The sequence below is a fragment of the Vibrio tasmaniensis genome, from assembly GCF_024347635.1.
Taxonomy (GTDB): domain Bacteria; phylum Pseudomonadota; class Gammaproteobacteria; order Enterobacterales; family Vibrionaceae; genus Vibrio; species Vibrio tasmaniensis.
The window spans coordinates 1,364,233-1,384,290 of sequence record NZ_AP025511.1 but is presented as its reverse complement, the minus strand read 5'-3'; the positions used below and the strand labels follow the sequence as shown (position 1 = coordinate 1,384,290).

Below are 20,058 nucleotides of genomic sequence, written 5' to 3'. Positions count from 1 at the left end.
AGCTCTCTCACTCGCATTGAATTCAAGTTTTATCCTATAGTGTTCTTTCAATACGCGGGATGATTAAGGTAACACTTTATCTATCGGCCCTTATTTCTCTACGCGAAATATGCAGTGGATCACCTTATGCCTAACCATAAGCAACAGCACTCACTAAATTAATATGCTTTGAGCGTCACCAATCACGACTTTATTTGCCAATAAACCGTTAACTCACGGCCAATTCTTCAATAACAGTAGGTTTATCCGTTAATTCAATGCAGCATTCAGCGGTGTCTGGATACGAATCACGAATAGCGACAAACTCGGGTAAGTGGCTCAATAGTAATTGAGTAAGCTCAGGATCGAACTGACAGCCGCATTCTCTCTCAAATAAATCGACAACCATCTCTAATGGCCACGGCTCCTTGTAACAACGGGCACTGAGTAGTGCGTCAAACACATCGGCAACGGCAGTAATACGAGCAAACAAGTGAATTTCGTCACCCACTTTGCCATTAGGATATCCGGCCCCATCCCAACGTTCATGATGCTCGTTGGCGATGATTGCGGCCAGATTAGTAATATCACCAGCTCCACTTTTCAGTAAGTTATAGCCTGCCGTAGTGTGAAGCTTCATCACTTCCCACTCCTGCTCGGTCAATTTACCTGGTTTATCCAAGATTGATTCAGGAACTGAAATCTTACCCACATCGTGCATCGGGCTAATGATCTCTATCATCTCAACCTCGCGATGACTCAAGCCACGATACTTAGCAAGTAACGCAGACAACTTGGCGACACGCTTAACGTGATTACCTGTTTCGCCAGAACGAGTTTCAATCGCCTCTCCGAGGACATGAATCATATCCTTCTGAATATTCAGCGTTTGCTTCTGAAGTTTTAAAATTCGTTTGCTCTTTTTGGCTAGCTCTTTCTTTTGGCGTAAAGTGACAAATTGCATCAAAATAATCAGGCTCAAACCTGCAATAACCATCGATAGACCCAATAGCAACTGAAAGTTTTTACGAATGAAAGATGAAGGCTCGTTAATGAATATAGCGTCATCAGGTAGCGCGTTTGCACTAATCCCATGTCGCTTCATTGCAAGGTAGTTAAATACAAAACGTTTGTTATCACCGGGAGTTAAAGGTTGGTTGAAACCAAGAGGTAGGTACTTATCCAACGCATTAACCGCCTGCTCACCCATGCTTTGAGAGTGATTCACATAGCCACCCAATACATCTCCCGAAATATAGAACTGCCACAAAGCAAACACTGGAGCAGCACTTACTTTAGACAATGTATCCGAAATCTCTTGATAAGTATGATACACACCTTGATTCAATTCGGTATTGTAATGACTGAGCAAAACCGCGTCATCAGCAGAGATACCTTCCAAAAACTGACGGGTACGCACTAACGATAGATCGCGTATTTCAACCAATGTGATGTTAGGGAACTCAGCCATCACGCGATTCATTTCTTTCTGGATCAATTTAGAAGTGACACTGTAATCATTAACAAAATACAGTTTCTTTAGATTAGGTCTTAATTTAGAAATCAGCTCAATATTGACGTCTATCTGATCGTTCTCATAAAGCACGGTTGCTCTATCAGATACCGCATACATGTCAGTACTAGAATCATTGATACCGGCAGCAACGACAGGTGTGGAGCGACCAATCAAATTAGGCAGAGATTCAAGGAAGTTCGCCGCGTTGTCGTCAGTCGCGATTACACCATCAAACTTATAATCTGCATATTTGGTACGTAAGTAGTTCGCGATAGAATCGTAGTACTCAGGGCTATGGACGCGCTTTGAATCCAAATACTCGATTGAGAGTTTAACTTCGGCTTGAGATTGGCTGAACGCACTGTCTATCCCTTTTTGGAAGTCAGCAGTCCACTGATAAGAAGGTTCGTATGAGTGTAAAACTAGGATGCGTTTGATATCCCAGTCATTAGCAAAACTGAGTGAAGAATAAGCGCTAACACACAATACAGCGATTGAGAACAACAGCTTGTACATACAATACCCTTTAAATAAGACGGGGTATTTTACTTAAATTAACGCTTTCTCAAAGAACCTTTTAGTTCTCGACCCACACTTTATCGCGAGAAGCATGATCTTGTACCCAAAAATCAAGGATCTGCTTAGCGAAAGCGTTGATACTTTGACCACTTCCAACCACAACGTCTGAGATTAGCAGAGAATCCTCCGCTTCTGTAACGATAGCGCTCGCTGCAACATCACCATTTTGAGTCCCTATGTATAAGACATGTTCGTCAGATAACATAATCTGACTCAAAAACTCTAACATGTGCGCCCTTTCGGTTTCATCTTGGTAAGCGCTGGCTTGGTTAAGTGAAAAAAGTACGGTCAGTTTATGGAAATCGACTTTATGCAGTTCATCAATTTGGGAAGGTGTTTGATCTTGCGTGAGGAGTTGGTATGTCTTGGACGGGAGTTTGCTTTGATAAAGTTCTCGGCCTAGCAGGCTCTCTTTTGCGGGGTAGGCAATATCGAGTTGACTAAACAGCCATTGGTTTTTCTTCTGTACAATTTCAGGTATTTCGTTATTCATTCTTTTAGTACCTACGGTTAGTATCCCCAAATGTCACAGCTATTTGGAAGACATATATTCGACTGAGGTGCCGAGCTACAAGCACAGAGCATACAGAGCATGACCAAGGCCAACAAGTACTTTAAATGCTTCATATTTTCCATTATCCAACAACATCCTTTAAGAACTTAACGAAAAGCTCTACACTCGTATTCAAGCTTTCAATATCCTTATAGTAAACAGAACTCTATAAATAAAAAGGACTTCTTATGAAAAAAGCCTTAATAGCAGCGGGTATCATCACAATGTTGGCTGGCTGTTCGGACAACGAGGTTGGCGACGTCTCTCTTGGATTCTTCACAATGAAGGACATCAAAATGTCTTCTTTAGATGATGATAAAATCGCAGGTGTGACTTGTCATATCGCTTCGATCGAAGCAAACCTTAGCCTTTCCGATCCAAGCGATAGCTCTATCTCTTGTCGTCAAACCGGTGAAATTACATCAGAAATGATTGCTAAAATAGACAAAAGCAAATCTGGTGAAGTGGTATTCAAACAATCAAAAAGTATCTTCTTTAAAACAATGAAGGTTCGTCGTATCTACGATGCAGAGAATCAATCACTACTTTACTTATCATACACCACCAAAGAAACAGAAGGCAGTTTCAAGCATAGCCTTTCAACCGTTCCCCTATGGGGTACTGAGGCTTACGTTGATCCAGCAACACTCGTCCCAGCGGAATAGGCTCACGTAAATGCCCTCAAGCGAAAAGTAAAACGAGTCACCTGTACAGACATCGTACAGGTGATTCTAAATGTAATAAAAATGAAAGAATCAGAAACAAAATGTGATATCATGCGGCAAAATTTTTTCACTGTATTTTTCATATGAAGTTTCCTGGACAGCGTAAATCTAAACACTACTTTCCAACTCACGCACGTGATCCGTTGGTCAACCAAATGCAACAAACGCCTAAGCTTCACCGCGCAACAATTGTCGGTGTTGGTCAAACGATTGTTGATATCGAAGCCCGTGTTGATAACGCGTTCCTTGAAAAATATGAGCTGAGTAAAGGTCACTCACTGGTATTGGAAGAGAGTAAAGCAGATGCGCTGTACGAAGAGTTAGTTGAGCGCGGTTTGATCACGCATCAATATCCTGGCGATACTATCGGCAACACACTGCACAACTATTCCGTACTTGCAGACAGTAAATCTGTATTGCTCGGCGTTATGTCTAAGAAGATTGAAGTTGGCTCATTTGGTTATCGTTACCTTTGTCGTACTTCTTCTCGTATGAATCTAAATCACCTTCAAACTGTTGATGGTCCAATTGGTCGCTGCTATACGCTGATTTCTGAAGATGGCGAGCGTACATTTGCCATCAACGAAGGCCACATGAACCAACTGCTTCCTGAAAGTATTCCTGAGCAAGTGTTTGAGAAAGCATCAGCATTGGTTGTTTCGTCTTACCTAATGCGTGGCAAGCCTGAAGATCCGATGCCAAAAGCGGTGCAAAAAGCGATTGAATACGCGAAAGCGCACAATGTGCCAGTTGTACTAACACTTGGTACTAAGTACGTGATCGAAGGTAATGCGGAATGGTGGCAAGAATATCTGAAAGAGAACGTAACCATTGTCGCGATGAACGAAGACGAAGGTGAAGCGTTAACGGGTGAAAAAGATCCACTTCTAGCCGCTAACAAAGCGCTTGAGTGGGTTGACCTCGTTCTATGTACCGCTGGTCCAATTGGCTTATACATGGCTGGTTACACTGATGAGCCTGCGAAACGCGAAACCACCTTGCCATTGTTACCCGGTAACATCCCTGAGTTCAACAAATACGAATTCAGCCGCGCTATGCGTAAGCAAGACTGTGAATCTCCAGTAAAAGTGTACTCTCACATTGGCCCTTACCTAGGTGGCCCGCGCGAGATTAAAAACACCAATGGCGCTGGTGATGGTGCACTTTCTGCACTACTACACGACATGGCAGCAAACAGCTACCATCATGTAAACGTGCCAAACTCAGAAAAGCACGAACACACTTGCCTCACTTACTCGTCTTTGTCTCAAATTTGTAAGTACGCAAACCGTGTAAGTTACGAAGTATTAACTCAGCACTCTCCTCGCCTTTCTCGTGCGCTACCTGAACGCGAAGATAGCTTAGAAGAAACATACTGGGATCGTTAATCTTTTTAGGTAACCCCTAAATAAAATTATCTAATCTGCGAAGGGCTGCTAGTATGCAGCCCTTTTTCTATCAAACCCCAGATAACAGTAATTAAAGGTAATCAAATCGAATAGGTTGCTCGTTTAAGATTTGATCTCGCGCAATGACTCTTTAGATCTGTTATCTTCCAGCACATAATTGATGTGGTTTGCCTTTACATGGCAAATTTATACAGTACTATCGCCACGCAAACGTTTACGTACCACCTTTCGGTTCTGATATAAGGATCAAATATGCTGTCTGATATTGATATTTGTCGCTCTACTCCCCTTAAAAGCATCAGTGAGGTTGCCAAGCAAGCTGGCTTGCAACACAACGAACATCAGCCATTAGGGCAATACAAATCTAAAGTGTCTCTCACATCACTTGAACGCCTCGCTAGCCAACAAGATGGTAAATTAGTCGTTGTTACGGCAATCACACCTACGCCTCTTGGCGAGGGCAAAACCGTCACCACTATCGGTTTAGCACAAGGCCTTGCTAAAATTAACCAATCCGCTATGGCCTGTATTCGTCAGCCTTCGATGGGACCGGTATTTGGTGTAAAAGGTGGTGCAGCAGGCGGTGGCTATTCACAAGTTGCCCCAATGGAACAATTGAACCTGCACCTGACTGGCGATATTCATGCCGTTACGGTTGCTCATAACCTTGCCTCTGCCGCTATTGATGCTCGTTTGTATCATGAGCAGCGAGAAGGGTTAGAAGCCTTTGAGGCTCGCTCAGGCTTAAAAGCTCTGGATATAGACTCGCGCAGAATCGTGTGGCGACGTGTCCTTGACCACAATGACCGCGCACTGCGCATGATCACCGTAGGAAAGAACGAATCAGGCAAAACAATCAACGGTTTTGAACGTGAAGATGGTTTTGATATCTCGGCCGCTTCTGAGCTAATGGCCATTCTTGCCCTGGCTGACGACCTTCAAGACCTACGCAAGCGTATTGGTCGTGTCGTACTCGCTTATAACCATCAAGGCTTGCCATTAACCGCAGATGACTTCAACGTTGCGGGCGCTATGACAGTGACAATGAAAGACTCTATTGAGCCAACATTGATGCAAACCCTTGAAGGTGTACCTACCCTGATACATGCAGGACCTTTCGCGAATATCGCACACGGTAACTCTTCAATCATTGCCGATAAGATTGCGTTAAAGCTGAGTGACTTTGTCGTGACCGAAGGCGGCTTTGGCTCAGACATGGGTTTTGAGAAGGCGTGTAACATCAAGGTTAAAGCATCGAATAAGAAACCAGATTGCGCAGTGATCGTCGCGACATTACGCGGCCTAAAAGCGAATTCAGGCTTATACGATTTAAGACCGGGAACTCCCCTACCAGATTCTATCTTCAATGATGACCAAGACGCACTTATTGCTGGCTTTGAGAATCTCAAATGGCACATTAACAACGTTAAGCAATATCAAGTGCCGACCGTTGTTGCAATCAACCGATTCCCACAAGATTCAGGTCAAGAGCTCGGTGCTTTGAAACAGATGATCACCGATTTCGACCCAAGCGTTAGCGTTGAAGTCAGTGAAGCATTTGGTTTAGGTGGCGAAGGCGCAACGGATCTGGCTCATTCCGTGGTAAAAGCATGCCAAAATAACTGTGAATTTAAACCTTTGTACCTCTCTGAACAAAGCTTAGAAGAGAAACTGATGGCAGTTGCTGAAGTCGGTTATGGCGCGGCAAGTATTTCGCTATCACCACTCGCAAAAAAACAGTTGGCAGAGTTTAGCCAACACGGTTATAGCGACCTATCTGTGTGTTTAGCAAAAACGCCACTGTCTATATCCACTGAGGCGCATCTAAAGGGTGCACCTACACAATTTGACGTACCGGTTAGAGAACTAAAACTGTGTGCGGGTGCCGGCTTCATCTACGCTTTATGCGGCAATGTAATGACAATGCCAGGCCTACCTGACAAACCGGCTTTTATGCAATTGGACATTGACAGCAAAGGGAATATCATTGGCTTAAGTTAATTACGACCAGGCATAGGCTAAAAATCCGCTTTATCTAAAATAGCCTGTCCGTACTATGATCCCAATTATATTTACGGACGGGCCTCCTTTCTGATACCTAATTGCTCAACCAACACTCCAAATGCAATAAATTTCATTGAAATCAAAATAATATGCAATCCTTATTATAAGTTTTGGGTCAAGATCACATTAATAGGCCTATAAAATATATAGTATTGCGCTGATTTTTCGAGGACAGTGATGAATACGAGTATAAAAAAACTGATCGGCCAATTTCTATGTACCCTGTTTGTCCTAGGATTAGTCCCTGCTCTCTATATAAACTCTGAATTTGAACGGGTTGAAGCTCAGCATGCGCTGAACATCAAACAGTCGAATCAAAACCAAATCGAATACAGCTTTCATCAACTCGCGATTATTGTTGAGCAAATATCAAACGCGGTTCCCTCTATTGCCGCTTCACAGACCCTACTCCGTGCAGTTGCTGAACCTTCGATTGCTAACAAACAGGCACTTCAAGATCTCTGGGTAGTATTAGCAAACGGGCAACAATACTACTCTCAACTACGTTTCCTAGATCTAGACGCCAACGAAGTCTTCCGCGTCAACTACAAGGACGGTCAAGCAACTGTCGTCGCAGACCGCAAGTTACAGAACAAATCCTCTAGCGATTACTACAAAGTGCTACAAGAATTATCGATCGGAGAGGTAAGCGCTAAAGGCATTGATCTTGAGGCCGAAAATGGAGAGTTAGTTCGCCCCTTTGCGCCGACACTTCGCATTATGACGCCTGTGACTGTAGGGGAGCACATTATTGGCTATTTCATTGCTAACCTAAATATGCGCGAAATCTATGAACGCTTACAATACCAGATTGGGACATCAACAACTGTTCCTGTCATTCTCAACAAAACCGGACATGTCATCATGGGTCCCGCCCCTGAGGATTCATTTGGGCATGTGATTGAATCACGTTCAGACAAGACGTATGCAAAACTAGCCCCAGGCCTGTGGCAGAATATTCAGAGCGGCATCTCATCCAGCTATTTTGATGGTAAAAACTGGTATTTTCACTCTGACATCAGCCCTAAGATTAAGCAGTTTGAAGGACCAATTTATATGGTTCTTCATATTGAAGAACATCAATTTAACACTCAGTTTCAACAAGAAAATCACGCCATAGTCGTTCAGATAATCATACTCTCGATATTGATTTCAATGATTTCTGCAGGTTTCGTACTGTGGAACAGAAATCATAAAAAAAACAGCATAGATAGCCAACTAGCAAAAGCGGCGATGAATGGCATGTCGGCGTTAGTGATTACAGATAGAAATAACCGAATCATAAAAGTAAACCAAGAGTTCACCCGTGTCAGTGGCTACGAGTTAGAAGATGTAAAAGGTAAACAGCCTTCATTGTTTAACGCTGGCCGCTATAATGAAGAGTTCTACATTAAAATGTGGAGCGTCATTAAAGAGACAGGAATGTGGGAAGGCGAAGTGGTGAACCGACGTAAAGATGGCACCTTAATCACGGAAATTCTTCGCATCCAAACCATCAAAGACTCAAAAGGTGTGATTCAATTTTATGTCGCTTCATTTGTTGATATCAGCAAACACAAAGAGCTCGAGAATAAACTGAGAAACCTTAGTGAGAAAGATGCACTATCTGGCTGCTGGAATAGACGAAAGTTCGACCTAGAACTTCGTGACGAGTGTTCTCGCGTTAGTCGCTACCCTAATCGTGAACAATCTTGCTTAGCCATATTGGATATTGACCATTTCAAAGGCATTAACGATAGGTTTGGACATGATTATGGCGATAAAGCCATACAAACAGTAGCACAGGTACTGCAACGTGAATGTCGAGATACCGATTTCGTGGCTCGTATTGGTGGAGAAGAGTTTGGGGTTATCTTGCCTCACACGACACCACAAGAAGCCGACTATGTGCTTAATAGGCTGAGAATCGCGATCAGTATCGAGTTCGACAACGTCGTTACAATAAGTGGCGGAATAACCAACCTAACAGGTGAACCTGCTCTCAATTATAAGTGCGCCGATTTAGCACTATACGAAGCAAAAGCAGTAGGTAGAAACAGTGTATGTTTGTTCCTTGATAGCGAAATGAGCGAAATTGCATAGCAGAAGCCTGAGTCGCACCACCGCCCCGCTAACTTGTTCATTTCACTCTAGAGTCGTTCACTTAACAATCAACTCGGTGCGGGGTAGAACTCAAGCGTATTCCCTTCGACTACCAGAATGCAATCCATATTCGCAGCATGGGCTGCCTGCTTACCAAGGTGAGTATCTTCAAACACAACACACTGCTTTGGCTGTAAACCCATACCAAAACAAGCAGCTAAGAAAGTATCAGGGTTTGGTTTATGATTCTTCACATCTGTCGCTGTCACTAAGATATCCAACTTACTCAAGATATCCGTTTTATCTAACAGTTGTTCTGCGCTCTTGCGTTGACTGCCCGTTCCAACCGCAATCTTCTTGTCACCGAGATGGTCTATCAAAAGAGAATACGTACAAGGGATAATATCTCCTTTGTCTTCAATAGCTGCAAACGAAGCCATTTTAAACGTAGAAACCGCTTGTGGGTCGAGCGATAAACCGTACTTACTATTTACCTCACCCGCGATCTTATAACTCGGCATTCCACCTAAGCTATGCAGCCAAGACGCTTCGAAATAAAAGCCGAACTCTTCCGCCGTTTGTTGCCATGCTTTCACATGTGCTGGCATTGTATCGATCAACGTACCGTCCATATCAAAGATTAATCCTTCATACGCCGTTAAATCAATTTTCATCACTACTACCACTCTTTAAGAAAGTTACTGATACCATACCCAATATTCAGTATCATGACCCCATATTACTGTTCAAAATGGATGTTTATGTTACAAATATCTAACTCTGTTTCAATTCAAGACTGGGAACTCCAGCTAACCGCGATCAGAGCTCAAGGAGCCGGAGGTCAAAACGTCAATAAAGTATCGAGTGCGATACATTTGCGTTTTGACATCAAGCATTCCACCCTACCCGATTTCTACAAAGAAAAACTCCTGGCACATAAAGATGGTCGTATCACTAAAGATGGTGTGATTATCATTAAAGCTCAACAGTACAGAACTCAGGAGCAAAACCGAGACGATGCTTTGGTACGTTTGAAAGAGCTGATCTTAGAAGCAACAAAAGTTCAAAAAGTGAGACGAGCAACCAAGCCAACACGCGGGTCCCAGAAAAGACGCTTAGAGAGTAAGAAACAAAGAAGCACCACCAAGCAACTGCGCGGAAGAGTAGACTAATTGTTGTGTTCCGCCCGCGAACAAATCAAGCATGACACATCCGCTGTAACCCGTTGATTTGAACAACGCTCGATACCTATACCGAGCGCTATTGATTCGAAAAAGGCTACTGCTTCTTTTTGACCGACAAAATCAATTTTATCAACAGCATTCGCTCTTCACTGGTTAACAAACGACTAGCAGCAGCTACATCTTCCGCTGCTGCTTCAGACGCTCCTACAACGTCGAGTACGACATCCAAGTCCGTCACTTTCAAAGTTCTCGTGATCGAACGATACTGAGACATTTTGATATCAGCCTCTCCCCGCTCAATTCGTTGATAAGTTTTTAGGCTCATCCCTGCGCTAGCCGCCAATTTTTCTTGAGACCAATTGCCTTGCTTCCTGCGCTCAATCAGCGCAATGACTATAGGTTCTTGTGACATAAGCAACTCCAGAATAGACAGTTATGACCTAAATTCAGCAAGAAGCAGACCATATTGACTTAGAACAGTTTACATAAGCGATTAAAGGCATATTATTCGGCCGATAAAAACGTTACGTTTCATGGACTTTCACACTTACAACGGCGTTAACTCGCGGGCAGATAAGTTTGAATTATCAAGAGCTAGGAAATAAGAAAAATTGCAAATTGCGAATAATGATAGCGTGAAATTGGAAATTGCGAATCTCTATAAATTGGCATTTCCTTGCATACAACAGGCTTTAGAATCAGAAGATACCCGTAATGAAATTGTTGCGGTACAGCAGAGATTACTGACTTACAAAGAAGTGCTGTTACACGGAAATATGCTGGAAGATAAAGAATTAAAACAGGCTTTTTCTGCATTGAACCAAAGCGAGAAAGGTGTTGTACAAGGTGGTATTCAAAATATCAACGATGCCATAAAGCAAATGGATGAAATTATCGAAAGGTATAGCAGGAAGGCGAAAATCAATAAGCAGGCTTATCAACAAGTTTGAATTGATAGCACACAGAAATAACTAAGTCGACGCTGATGTTTTAAGCGTCGACTTAATCTAAGGCTTCTCTCATTAATGCTTAAATGAACAAACTGTCGAGGTATAGCCCTCAACTATGCCGATAAACGTCTACTTAACGTTAAATAGATTGTCTTCTTATAATAAGTAAACCCAGTGCGAATATCGACAAGAAACCCAAAGAGCCGCCGCTGCTAGAACCTGAGTTGGTGCCTGAATTAGAGCCACCCGATAGACTGATTTTCGGCATTGATGTTTCATTTAGCAAAGCAGTAGATGAATCAAGGGTTTGACCATCGCTCACACGTACGAGAACACGAGAGCTCGGTGTACTTCTAACTTCAAAAGTTGCGTTTTCAGTGCCTGAAACAACTCGCTGAATCCATCCTGCATAATCATAAACCTCCGTAAAAACAGACGTATATTTTTCAGTAAGGCTGCCACATGTACCCGGCCCGTAACTTGTAATACCAATTTGCTGATAGCTACTCCCATCCCACCAATAGACAGGACCGCCTGAATCACCATTACAGGTCGAGTTTTTATATCCATTGAACTGCGCTCCATCAAAACAAAGCTGTTTGTCTGTTGAATTACAGCTATTTGTAGCATCGAAGGTTAAATTCGCTTGATTGACTACATTAGTAGCAGTTCTAGAAACCGTTTTGCCTTGGTCATCAGTTATATGACTCGTCAAGCCTCGGCCAACTGCTTTAAACGTATCTTGACCACGGTTCAATGCATAGACATTGTCGAATGTAGAGTTAATTGAAGAAGAGTAGTCTCGTACATTTAAGGCTGTTTTGAGTTTCAAGATAGCAATATCGTTTGGTAATACTTTCCCGTTGATGGGATCAAGATTATTACTATAGTCACTTGGATAATATATCTTTTCAACTCGTGCTGATTGGTATCCACCGTTGTTATATTTTGTTTGGTCCGCCATTCCTGGAACAACCCAAGTATTAAGCATCCACACGTAACTTTCATACACACAATGGGCAGCGGTAAGCACGAATTGTGCATCTATAATGGTTCCACCACAGTAGTTAGAAAATTTGGAACCATCATGAAAGTACAGGCTAGTAAACGTTGGATAAGTGTTAGTTAGCTCTGCATCTGTTGTGGGACTGCCATTGATAATATAAGGTGAAACACCAGCACTAGGAGCACTTTCGACCGAGTTTTCCGTCGCCATAACACTTGATGTGTAAATCAATGGAGCTAACAGCCCTAAAACGGCTTTACGAACCGGACTCATTGTATGGTTAACATTCATAGATAACTCCTTGTAACCCCTACTACTTATTTACAAAAATGATGAATCGTCACCATAACACGTTACCACTAATATTATAGTAAGCAATTTTAATGATATAGCCATATGTCTCGTTTTAAAAAACGAACTTTCAGGTATCTGGGCTTGTAGCGCTATAGAAAGTTATACGCTCTTAAAAAGAGATACGTTCATAAAAAGGGAGATGGGCTTAAAACAAAAAAGCCTACCGTTGAACTTCTCTATACAAAGAAGCGAACAATAGGCTTTGTTTAGCTTAGCGGTTTCTCTTAAAAGAGATTAGCCACGGTAGTAACGTTGAGGTACGAATGGCATTTTTTCTACTGTCATTGGTAGCTTCTTACCACGCACTTCGGCGAAGACTTCAGTGCCAATAGCTGCTAGGTCAGTACGAACATAAGCCATAGACACTGGCTTGCCAGCGTTAGGCCCCGCAGTACCGCTTGTTACAACACCAATCTTGTTGTCTTCAGCATCGAACAGCTCAGCGCCTTCACGTACTGGAGCTTTAGTTTGACCAACAAGACCAACACGCTTGCGTTGAACATCTTTCGTTGCGATTTGCTCAAGGATGATATCAGCGCCAGGGAAACCGCCTGCACGTTCACCGTCAGTACGACGCACTTTTTGAATGCCCCATAGAAGGCTAGCTTCTACTGGAGTAGTTGTTGTGTCTAAGTCGTGACCGTACAGACATAGGCCACACTCAAGACGAAGTGAGTCACGAGCGCCAAGGCCGATCCACTCTACTTCCGCTTCTGAAGTCAGCTTGCGTGCTAGTGCTTCAGCGTGATCGTTAGGGACAGAGATCTCGTAGCCATCTTCCCCCGTGTAACCACTGCGGCTCACGATGCATTCAACGCCATCGATATCGACTTTTTGAACATCCATGAACAGCATGTCAGCAACGCTAGGTTGAAAACGAGCCAGAACTTCAGACGCTTTAGGGCCTTGGAGGGCTAATAGAGCGCGGTCATCAATCACTTCCATCTCTACGTCAGCTGGAAGGTGCGCCGTTAGGTGGTCGATATCTTGTGTTTTACAAGCTGCGTTCACAACAACAAACAGATGATCACCAAGGTTAGCAACCATCAAGTCATCCATGATACCGCCCTGCTCGTTAGTAAAGAACGCGTAGCGCTGCTTACCAGAAGGAAGATCAATAATATCTACAGGAACCAAAGATTCTAAGACAGCAGCTGCGTTTGCACCATGTAGGCGTAGTTGCCCCATGTGAGAAACATCAAAAAGACCAGCAGCATCACGAGTATGTAAATGCTCTTTCTTTACACCAAGTGGGTACTGGACTGGCATATCGTAGCCAGCGAAAGGAACCATCTTTGCACCCTCTTCAACGTGAAGCGCATGCAATGGTGTTGTTAGTAGGTCTTGATTAGCGTGTTCTTGAGTCATTTTATTCTCCATGAAGCGTTACAGGCTGTCCAAAAATCGAGTCTGCCGCTTATATCTCTATTTAGAGTCGCCTCTAACGATACTGGTTAACGTTAGAAACAGTAGATAGTAAAAAGTGATGTCTTTTATATAGGCTTATATCGTTAGCTTTATAAATACAAACAACTGTACACAACCTATACAACTCACTTTTTAAGAATTCACTTCAGTAAACTTCAATCAACATGAGTAAACCATGTTCACTATAATAAACAAGCCTGCGTCGGTTTTACACCCTTAACAATAGTCAAACAGCTCAAAATGTGACATTTAACAATTTAAAAACAATTGTGCGATACATACAAAAACGCGATATTGATGATTTTCGCATCAATATCGCGTCAATTAGCTAACGTTCAAAACAAAAGCAAACGTTTGCATTCACTATAAGAAATTCAAAGTTAGTTAACTTATTTTGCAGTGACCTACCGTTATTTTGCAGTGACCCACAGAATAAGTGCATCTTCAGCACTCGTTGAAATCAGCATATGACCCATATTCGCATCGTAATACATGCTATCGCCTTCACTCATTGGCACAGGCTCGTAGAATTCTGAGTAGAACATCACATCACCAGAGATGATCATTAAGAACTCTTCACCATCGTGGCGCACCCAATCGTTATACTCTTCAAAAGTACGAGCTCTCACTCGACTCTTAAACGGCATCATCCTCTTATTAGAGAGCTCTGTGGCAAGCAATTCGTGTTCATAAGTTGGTGTTGGGTGTGGTTTACCTTGGCCTACCTTGGTTAAATCACGACGTCCTGTGGCGACTTTTTTTCTAGGCGGCTCAAAGAGTTGCGGCATGTCTATCTGCAAACCCATAGCCAATTTCTGCATCGCTTGAAAGGTCGGAGAGATCTGTTCGTTCTCTATTTTACTCAGCGTAGAACGCGCCAAGCCGGTTCTTTGGCTTGCCTCTTCTAGCGTGATCCCAAGCTTACTGCGAATGTCTTTAATACGCTGGCCAAGCCTAAGAGGTTCGATATTCTGGTCTAACGTTTCCTTCGCCAACGTTAGAGATGGGTACTCATCATAAATGTCTTCTGACATAGGTCCCTCATTAATTTTTTACTTCCTGTCTATTAATTTCATTGTTGCATAAAGCGCTTTGTTGATTAAAGAGCGCACAGAGAAATAAAGCGTGCTCCCCGTAGCAAAACAAGAAAATCTGTTTCCTATTGGAAATTTTTGTTGAAAATTGATTTTAACGGAGCTATGTTATCGACTTGTTAGATGAAGAGATGCTACTTCGGCTTGCCGCAAATGATAGATTTAACATTTGTAAGAGCTGTTTTTTACCCGAATTTTTGGGAACCAATTCGTGCTGCATTGACCCTACAACGATCGCTTAGACGCTGTAAGAGTATATTTAATACGCAATCAACGTATAGCTGTACCTATATAGCGCAAACGATACCGATGCAGAAATCAACGTAAGACCTAATGGACTATAAAAACAATCACCATTAGCTTAATGAAAGGTCTCGACAATGAACCCTTACCAAAACCACAGCTTAGACAGTTTTTTCTCTACGAACCTATCTGGTACTGACGACGCCGTATTTGCTGGAATCCAAGCAGAGAACACTCGTCAAAACGAACAAATCGAACTTATTGCTTCTGAGAACATCGTTTCTAAAGCAGTAATGCAAGCTCAAGGCACTTGCCTAACCAACAAATACGCAGAAGGCTACCCAGGCCGTCGCTACTACGGTGGTTGTGAGCACGTAGATACAGTAGAAGCTATCGCGATTGAACGTGCTAAACAGCTGTTCAAATGTGAATACGTAAACGTGCAGCCTCACTCTGGCGCTCAAGCAAACGGTGCAGTAAAACTTGCCCTACTTCAACCAGGCGACACAATCCTTGGTATGTCTTTAGATGCTGGTGGTCACCTTACACACGGTGCACGTCCTGCAATGTCGGGCAAGTGGTTCAACGCCGTTCAATATGGCGTAGACCGCGACACACTTGAAATCGATTACGAAGCAGTTCGCGCTTTAGCTGTCGAAAGCCAACCTAAAATGATTATTGCAGGTGGTAGTGCTATCCCACGCGTTATTGATTTCGCTAAATTCCGCGAAATTGCTGACGAAGTTGGCGCCATCCTAATGGTTGATATGGCACACATCGCGGGTCTTATCGCGACAGGTGCTCACCCTAGCCCACTACCACACGCACACGTTGTTACCACAACGACGCACAAAACACTTCGTGGCCCACGCGGCGGCATGATTCTGACGAACCACGAAGACATAAACAAAAAGATCAATTCTGCAGTATTCCCAGGCCTTCAAGGCGGCCCACTAATGCACGTTATCGCGGCTAAAGCAGTGGCGTTTGGCGAAGCACTTGGCCCAGAATTTAATACTTATATTGATTCAGTGATCGACAACGCAAAAGTTCTTGCTGAAGTGTTGCAAACTCGCGGTTGTGACATTGTGACTGGCGGTACAGACACACATCTAATGCTGGTAGACCTTCGCCCTAAAGGCTTGAAAGGTAACGTAACTGAAGAAGCATTAGAGCGTGCAGGGATCACATGTAACAAAAATGGCATACCATTCGATACAGAGAAGCCTATGATTACTTCGGGTATCCGTTTAGGCACGCCAGCTGGAACCAGTCGTGGTTTTGGCACTGAAGAATTCAAACTTATCGGTGAATGGATCGGTGATGTACTTGATGGCTTAGTTGAAAGCCCTGAAGGCAATGCTGAAGTTGAGCAACGTGTTCGCAAGCAAGTTAAAGAGCTTTGCAAACGCTTCCCTCTTTACCGTTAAACCAATTTTAAGATTTATATTAAAACCTCATAAATTTTTGGAGAATAAGCAATGGACAATACACTAAAGTTTGCAGACAGCCACGAGTGGGTAAAAGACAACGGTGACGGTACTGTAACTATTGGTATTTCTGAGCACGCTCAAGAGCTACTTGGTGACGTTGTGTTTGTTGACCTGCCAGACACTGAAGACGAAATTGAAGCTGGCGAAAGCTTCTCTCTAGTTGAATCAGTGAAAGCGGCTTCTGATATCTACGCACCAATCTCTGGCGAAATTGTAGAAATCAACGAAGAATTAGAAGATAGCCCAGAGCTAATCAACGAAGAACCTTATGAAGGTGGTTGGATTGTTAAAGTGAAGATGTCTGATGCGTCTGAACTAAACAACCTTAAAGATGCGGAAGAATACCTAAGCTCTGTAGAAGAAGACTAATAGGTAACCTCATTACGATAAAGCTGCTCTTTGGAGCAGCTTAATTTTAGGGGCTAGCTCACGGCTCCAGAGAGAAAGTAGAACATATCATGACTGAATTACTTCAAAGCCAATTACTGAAAGACTTGGGTACACAAAACGAGTTTGTTGCTCGTCATAACGGCCCTAATAAAGCAGACCAGCAAAAAATGCTTGAAGCGATCAACGCGACTAGCCTAGACGCACTGATCGACGAAACGGTTCCTGCACAAATCCGTCTTGAAAAACCAATGACACTTGCTGCGCCACTGAGCGAAATGGACATGCTGACCTCTCTTAAAGAGATCGCTAACCTAAACCAAGTGAAACGTACCTTTATTGGCCAAGGCTACTACAACACATTCACTCCAAACGTTATTTTACGTAACGTTCTAGAGAACCCAGGCTGGTACACAGCTTACACCCCATACCAACCAGAGATTTCTCAAGGTCGCCTTGAAGCTCTACTCAATTACCAACAAATGGTAATGGACCTTACTGGTTTGGAAATCGCGAATGCATCCCTTCTTGATGAAGCGACAGCGGCTGGCGAAGCGATGACACTGTGTAAGCGAGCTGGTAAAAGCAAGAGCAAAGTATTCTTCGTTGCTGACGATGTTCACCCTCAAACACTAGAAGTTGTTAAAACTCGTGCTGAGTACATCGGCTTTGAAGTCATGGTTGGTGCTCTTGAAACACTTCCAGAGCAAGACGTATTTGGTGCGCTTCTCCAATACCCTGGTACAACAGGCGAAGTTCGCGACCTAACTGACATCATCGCGAAAGCTCAAGCTAACAAGACTCTTGTAACCGTTGCAACTGACCTACTTGCTTCTGCACTACTTAAGCCTGTTGGCGAAATGGGCGCAGACGTAGCAATTGGCTCAGCGCAACGTTTCGGCGTTCCTATGGGATACGGCGGTCCACACGCTGCATTCATGGCAACACGTGAAAAGCATAAGCGTACAATGCCAGGTCGTGTAATTGGTGTATCTATCGATACGCACGGTAACCAAGCACTACGTATGGCAATGCAAACTCGTGAGCAACACATCCGCCGCGAGAAAGCGACATCAAATATTTGTACAGCTCAAGCACTTCTAGCAAATATGGCGTCTTTCTACGCGGTTTACCACGGTGCAGAAGGCCTACGTACAATTGCTCGTCGTACACACCACATGACCGCTATCCTAGCGGCTGGCCTGACTAAAGCGGGTTACGAGCTAACAAACAACAGCTTCTTCGATACCATCACGCTAAACACAGAAGACAAGACAGATGCACTGTACGCGAAAGCGCAAGCAGCAGACATCAACCTTCGCTTACTTCAAGGTAAAGAAGGTAATGGTAAGATCGGTATCAGCTTAGACGAAACAACAACGATCGACGACGTAAACTCACTGTTCGCTATCTTCGACGTGAAAGAAGACGTTCAAGCACTATCTTCTGACATTGCATCAAATGAGTTTGCAGCAATTCCAGAAAACTGCCGTCGCGAATCAGAGTTCCTAACTCACCCAGTATTCAACACGCACCACAGTGAAACGCAAATGATGCGTTACCTAAAACAGCTTGAGAACAAAGACTTCTCACTAACGCACGGCATGATCCCACTGGGCAGCTGTACGATGAAGCTGAACGCTGCTGCTGAGATGATTCCAGTAACATGGCCTGAGTTTGGTTCTATTCACCCATTCGCACCTCTAGAGCAAGCGGCTGGTTACACGGCACTAGCAAAAGATCTAAAAGAGAAGCTTTGTGAAATTACCGGTTACGACGATTTCTCACTACAGCCTAACTCTGGTGCATCTGGCGAATACGCAGGTCTAATCGCGATTCAACGTTACCACGCAAGCCGCGGTGAAGCTCACCGTAACGTTTGTCTGATTCCAAGCTCTGCGCACGGTACTAACCCTGCAACAGCATCTATGGTTTCAATGAAGGTAGTGGTTGTTAAGTGTGATGAAGATGGCAACATCGACATGACAGACCTAGCAGCGAAAATCGAGAAGCACAAAGACAACCTATCAAGCATCATGATCACTTACCCTTCTACGCACGGCGTATACGAAGAGCAAGTGAAAGAAGTGTGTGAACAAGTACACGCAACGGGCGGTCAGGTTTACCTAGACGGCGCGAACATGAACGCTCAAGTAGGCCTAACTTCACCTGGCTTCATTGGTTCAGACGTATCTCACTTGAACCTACACAAAACATTCTGTATCCCACACGGTGGCGGCGGTCCAGGTATGGGTCCTATCGGTGTTAAATCGCACCTAGCACCTTTCCTACCAGGTCACATCGAAAACGGTGTACAAGGTTCAGACTACGCGGTATCAGCAGCAGATCTAGGTAGTGCTTCAATTCTACCTATCTCTTGGGCTTACATCGCAATGATGGGCGAACCTGGCCTAACAGACGCAACGAAAGTAGCGATTCTGAACGCGAACTACGTGATGGAAAAACTACGTCCTCACTACCCTGTTCTTTACCGTGGCACTAACGGCCGCGTAGCGCACGAATGTATTATCGATATTCGTCCACTTAAAGAAGACACTGGTATCAGCGAAGAAGATATTGCTAAGCGTCTAATGGACTTCGGTTTCCACGCACCGACTATGTCTTTCCCAGTAGCGGGCACACTAATGGTAGAGCCAACTGAATCTGAAGATTTAGAAGAGCTAGACCGTTTCTGTGAAGCGATGATCGCAATCCGTCACGAAATGGCAGCAGTGAAAGCGGGTGAATGGCCACTAGACAACAACCCTCTAGTGAACGCACCGCACACACAAGTTGACCTTTCAGGCGCAGAATGGGATCGTCCTTACTCTCGCGAACTGGCTTGCTTCCCATCGAAAGCAACCAAGAATTCGAAGTACTGGCCAACAGTTAACCGTGTAGACAACGTATACGGCGACCGTAACCTAATCTGTTCTTGCCCAAGCATCGATAACTACGAAGACTAATTTTTGTAGATTTTTGATAAACAAAAGGCGAACCAAATGGTTTAAT

At 43.7% G+C, this 20,058-nt stretch carries 16 protein-coding genes; 9 read left to right on the top strand and 7 right to left on the bottom strand.

Features of this window, described 5'->3' with window-relative positions; all coding sequences use genetic code 11:
* Positions 1–208 precede the first annotated feature (208 nt).
* The gene (locus OCV44_RS20360; protein WP_139685123.1) at positions 209–2,011 is read right to left on the bottom strand and encodes an HD domain-containing phosphohydrolase; all 1,803 of its coding nucleotides are present in this window, start codon (positions 2,009–2,011) and stop codon (positions 209–211) included.
* A 61-nt stretch (positions 2,012–2,072) separates the two neighbouring features.
* Positions 2,073–2,567 (bottom strand): hypothetical protein, encoded by a 495-nt coding sequence (locus OCV44_RS20355; RefSeq protein WP_139685124.1) that lies wholly within the window; start codon positions 2,565–2,567, stop codon positions 2,073–2,075.
* 248 nt (positions 2,568–2,815) lie between these two features.
* Between OCV44_RS20355 and OCV44_RS20350 the strand changes: the two genes are divergently transcribed.
* The 4 genes from OCV44_RS20350 to OCV44_RS20335 all read left to right on the top strand — a co-directional run bounded on the left by OCV44_RS20350 (position 2,816) and on the right by OCV44_RS20335 (position 8,907).
* Positions 2,816–3,292, top strand: a complete 477-nt coding sequence (locus OCV44_RS20350; protein ID WP_009845193.1) for a CreA family protein — start codon at positions 2,816–2,818, stop codon at positions 3,290–3,292.
* Positions 3,293–3,435: 143 nt separating this feature from the next.
* The gene (locus OCV44_RS20345; RefSeq protein ID WP_139685125.1) at positions 3,436–4,740 is read left to right on the top strand and encodes an inosine/guanosine kinase; all 1,305 of its coding nucleotides are present in this window, start codon (positions 3,436–3,438) and stop codon (positions 4,738–4,740) included.
* 273 nt (positions 4,741–5,013) lie between these two features.
* Complete coding sequence (locus OCV44_RS20340; protein WP_139685126.1) at positions 5,014–6,762, top strand: formate--tetrahydrofolate ligase; 1,749 nt, start codon at positions 5,014–5,016, stop codon at positions 6,760–6,762.
* A 240-nt stretch (positions 6,763–7,002) separates the two neighbouring features.
* Entirely contained in the window at positions 7,003–8,907 is a 1,905-nt protein-coding gene (locus OCV44_RS20335) for a sensor domain-containing diguanylate cyclase (RefSeq protein WP_139685127.1), read from the top strand.
* A gap of 68 nt (positions 8,908–8,975) precedes the next feature.
* Here OCV44_RS20335 and OCV44_RS20330 read toward each other — a convergent pair whose 3' ends face one another.
* Positions 8,976–9,581, bottom strand: coding sequence for a beta-phosphoglucomutase family hydrolase (locus OCV44_RS20330; RefSeq protein ID WP_009845180.1), 606 nt, complete (start codon positions 9,579–9,581; stop codon positions 8,976–8,978).
* Between the two features lie 87 nt (positions 9,582–9,668).
* Here OCV44_RS20330 and arfB point away from each other — a divergent pair, with 87 nt between their 5' ends.
* Positions 9,669–10,079 carry an alternative ribosome rescue aminoacyl-tRNA hydrolase ArfB gene (gene arfB, locus OCV44_RS20325; protein ID WP_012600691.1) on the top strand — a complete coding sequence of 137 codons (411 nt, stop codon included), beginning with the start codon at positions 9,669–9,671 and terminating at the stop codon, positions 10,077–10,079.
* Between the two features lie 106 nt (positions 10,080–10,185).
* Here the strand turns inward: arfB and OCV44_RS20320 are convergent, their stop codons facing one another.
* Entirely contained in the window at positions 10,186–10,503 is a 318-nt protein-coding gene (locus tag OCV44_RS20320) for a helix-turn-helix domain-containing protein (protein WP_139685128.1), read from the bottom strand.
* A gap of 199 nt (positions 10,504–10,702) precedes the next feature.
* Between OCV44_RS20320 and OCV44_RS20315 the strand changes: the two genes are divergently transcribed.
* On the top strand, positions 10,703–11,041 hold the full coding sequence (locus tag OCV44_RS20315) for a hypothetical protein (protein ID WP_012600693.1): 339 nt from the start codon (positions 10,703–10,705) through the stop codon (positions 11,039–11,041).
* Positions 11,042–11,180: 139 nt separating this feature from the next.
* On the opposite strand, the gene OCV44_RS20310 is transcribed toward OCV44_RS20315, so the two are convergent.
* From OCV44_RS20310 to OCV44_RS20300, 3 genes are all read right to left on the bottom strand, one after another.
* Positions 11,181–12,338: a S1 family peptidase gene (locus OCV44_RS20310; protein ID WP_139685129.1), complete on the bottom strand. Its 1,158-nt coding sequence runs from the start codon at positions 12,336–12,338 to the stop codon at positions 11,181–11,183.
* A 297-nt stretch (positions 12,339–12,635) separates the two neighbouring features.
* Positions 12,636–13,769: a glycine cleavage system aminomethyltransferase GcvT gene (gcvT, locus tag OCV44_RS20305; protein ID WP_139685130.1), complete on the bottom strand. Its 1,134-nt coding sequence runs from the start codon at positions 13,767–13,769 to the stop codon at positions 12,636–12,638.
* A 470-nt stretch (positions 13,770–14,239) separates the two neighbouring features.
* On the bottom strand, positions 14,240–14,863 hold the full coding sequence (locus OCV44_RS20300; protein ID WP_139685131.1) for a helix-turn-helix domain-containing protein: 624 nt from the start codon (positions 14,861–14,863) through the stop codon (positions 14,240–14,242).
* A gap of 440 nt (positions 14,864–15,303) precedes the next feature.
* Here OCV44_RS20300 and OCV44_RS20295 point away from each other — a divergent pair, with 440 nt between their 5' ends.
* The 3 genes from OCV44_RS20295 (at position 15,304) to gcvP (ending at position 20,012) form a co-directional block, all read left to right on the top strand.
* Positions 15,304–16,596: a serine hydroxymethyltransferase gene (locus OCV44_RS20295; RefSeq protein ID WP_139685132.1), complete on the top strand. Its 1,293-nt coding sequence runs from the start codon at positions 15,304–15,306 to the stop codon at positions 16,594–16,596.
* Between the two features lie 51 nt (positions 16,597–16,647).
* Positions 16,648–17,028, top strand: a complete 381-nt coding sequence (gcvH, locus tag OCV44_RS20290) for a glycine cleavage system protein GcvH (protein ID WP_009845137.1) — start codon at positions 16,648–16,650, stop codon at positions 17,026–17,028.
* Positions 17,029–17,117: 89 nt separating this feature from the next.
* The gene (gcvP, locus tag OCV44_RS20285; protein WP_139685133.1) at positions 17,118–20,012 is read left to right on the top strand and encodes an aminomethyl-transferring glycine dehydrogenase; all 2,895 of its coding nucleotides are present in this window, start codon (positions 17,118–17,120) and stop codon (positions 20,010–20,012) included.
* Positions 20,013–20,058: the final 46 nt, after the last annotated feature.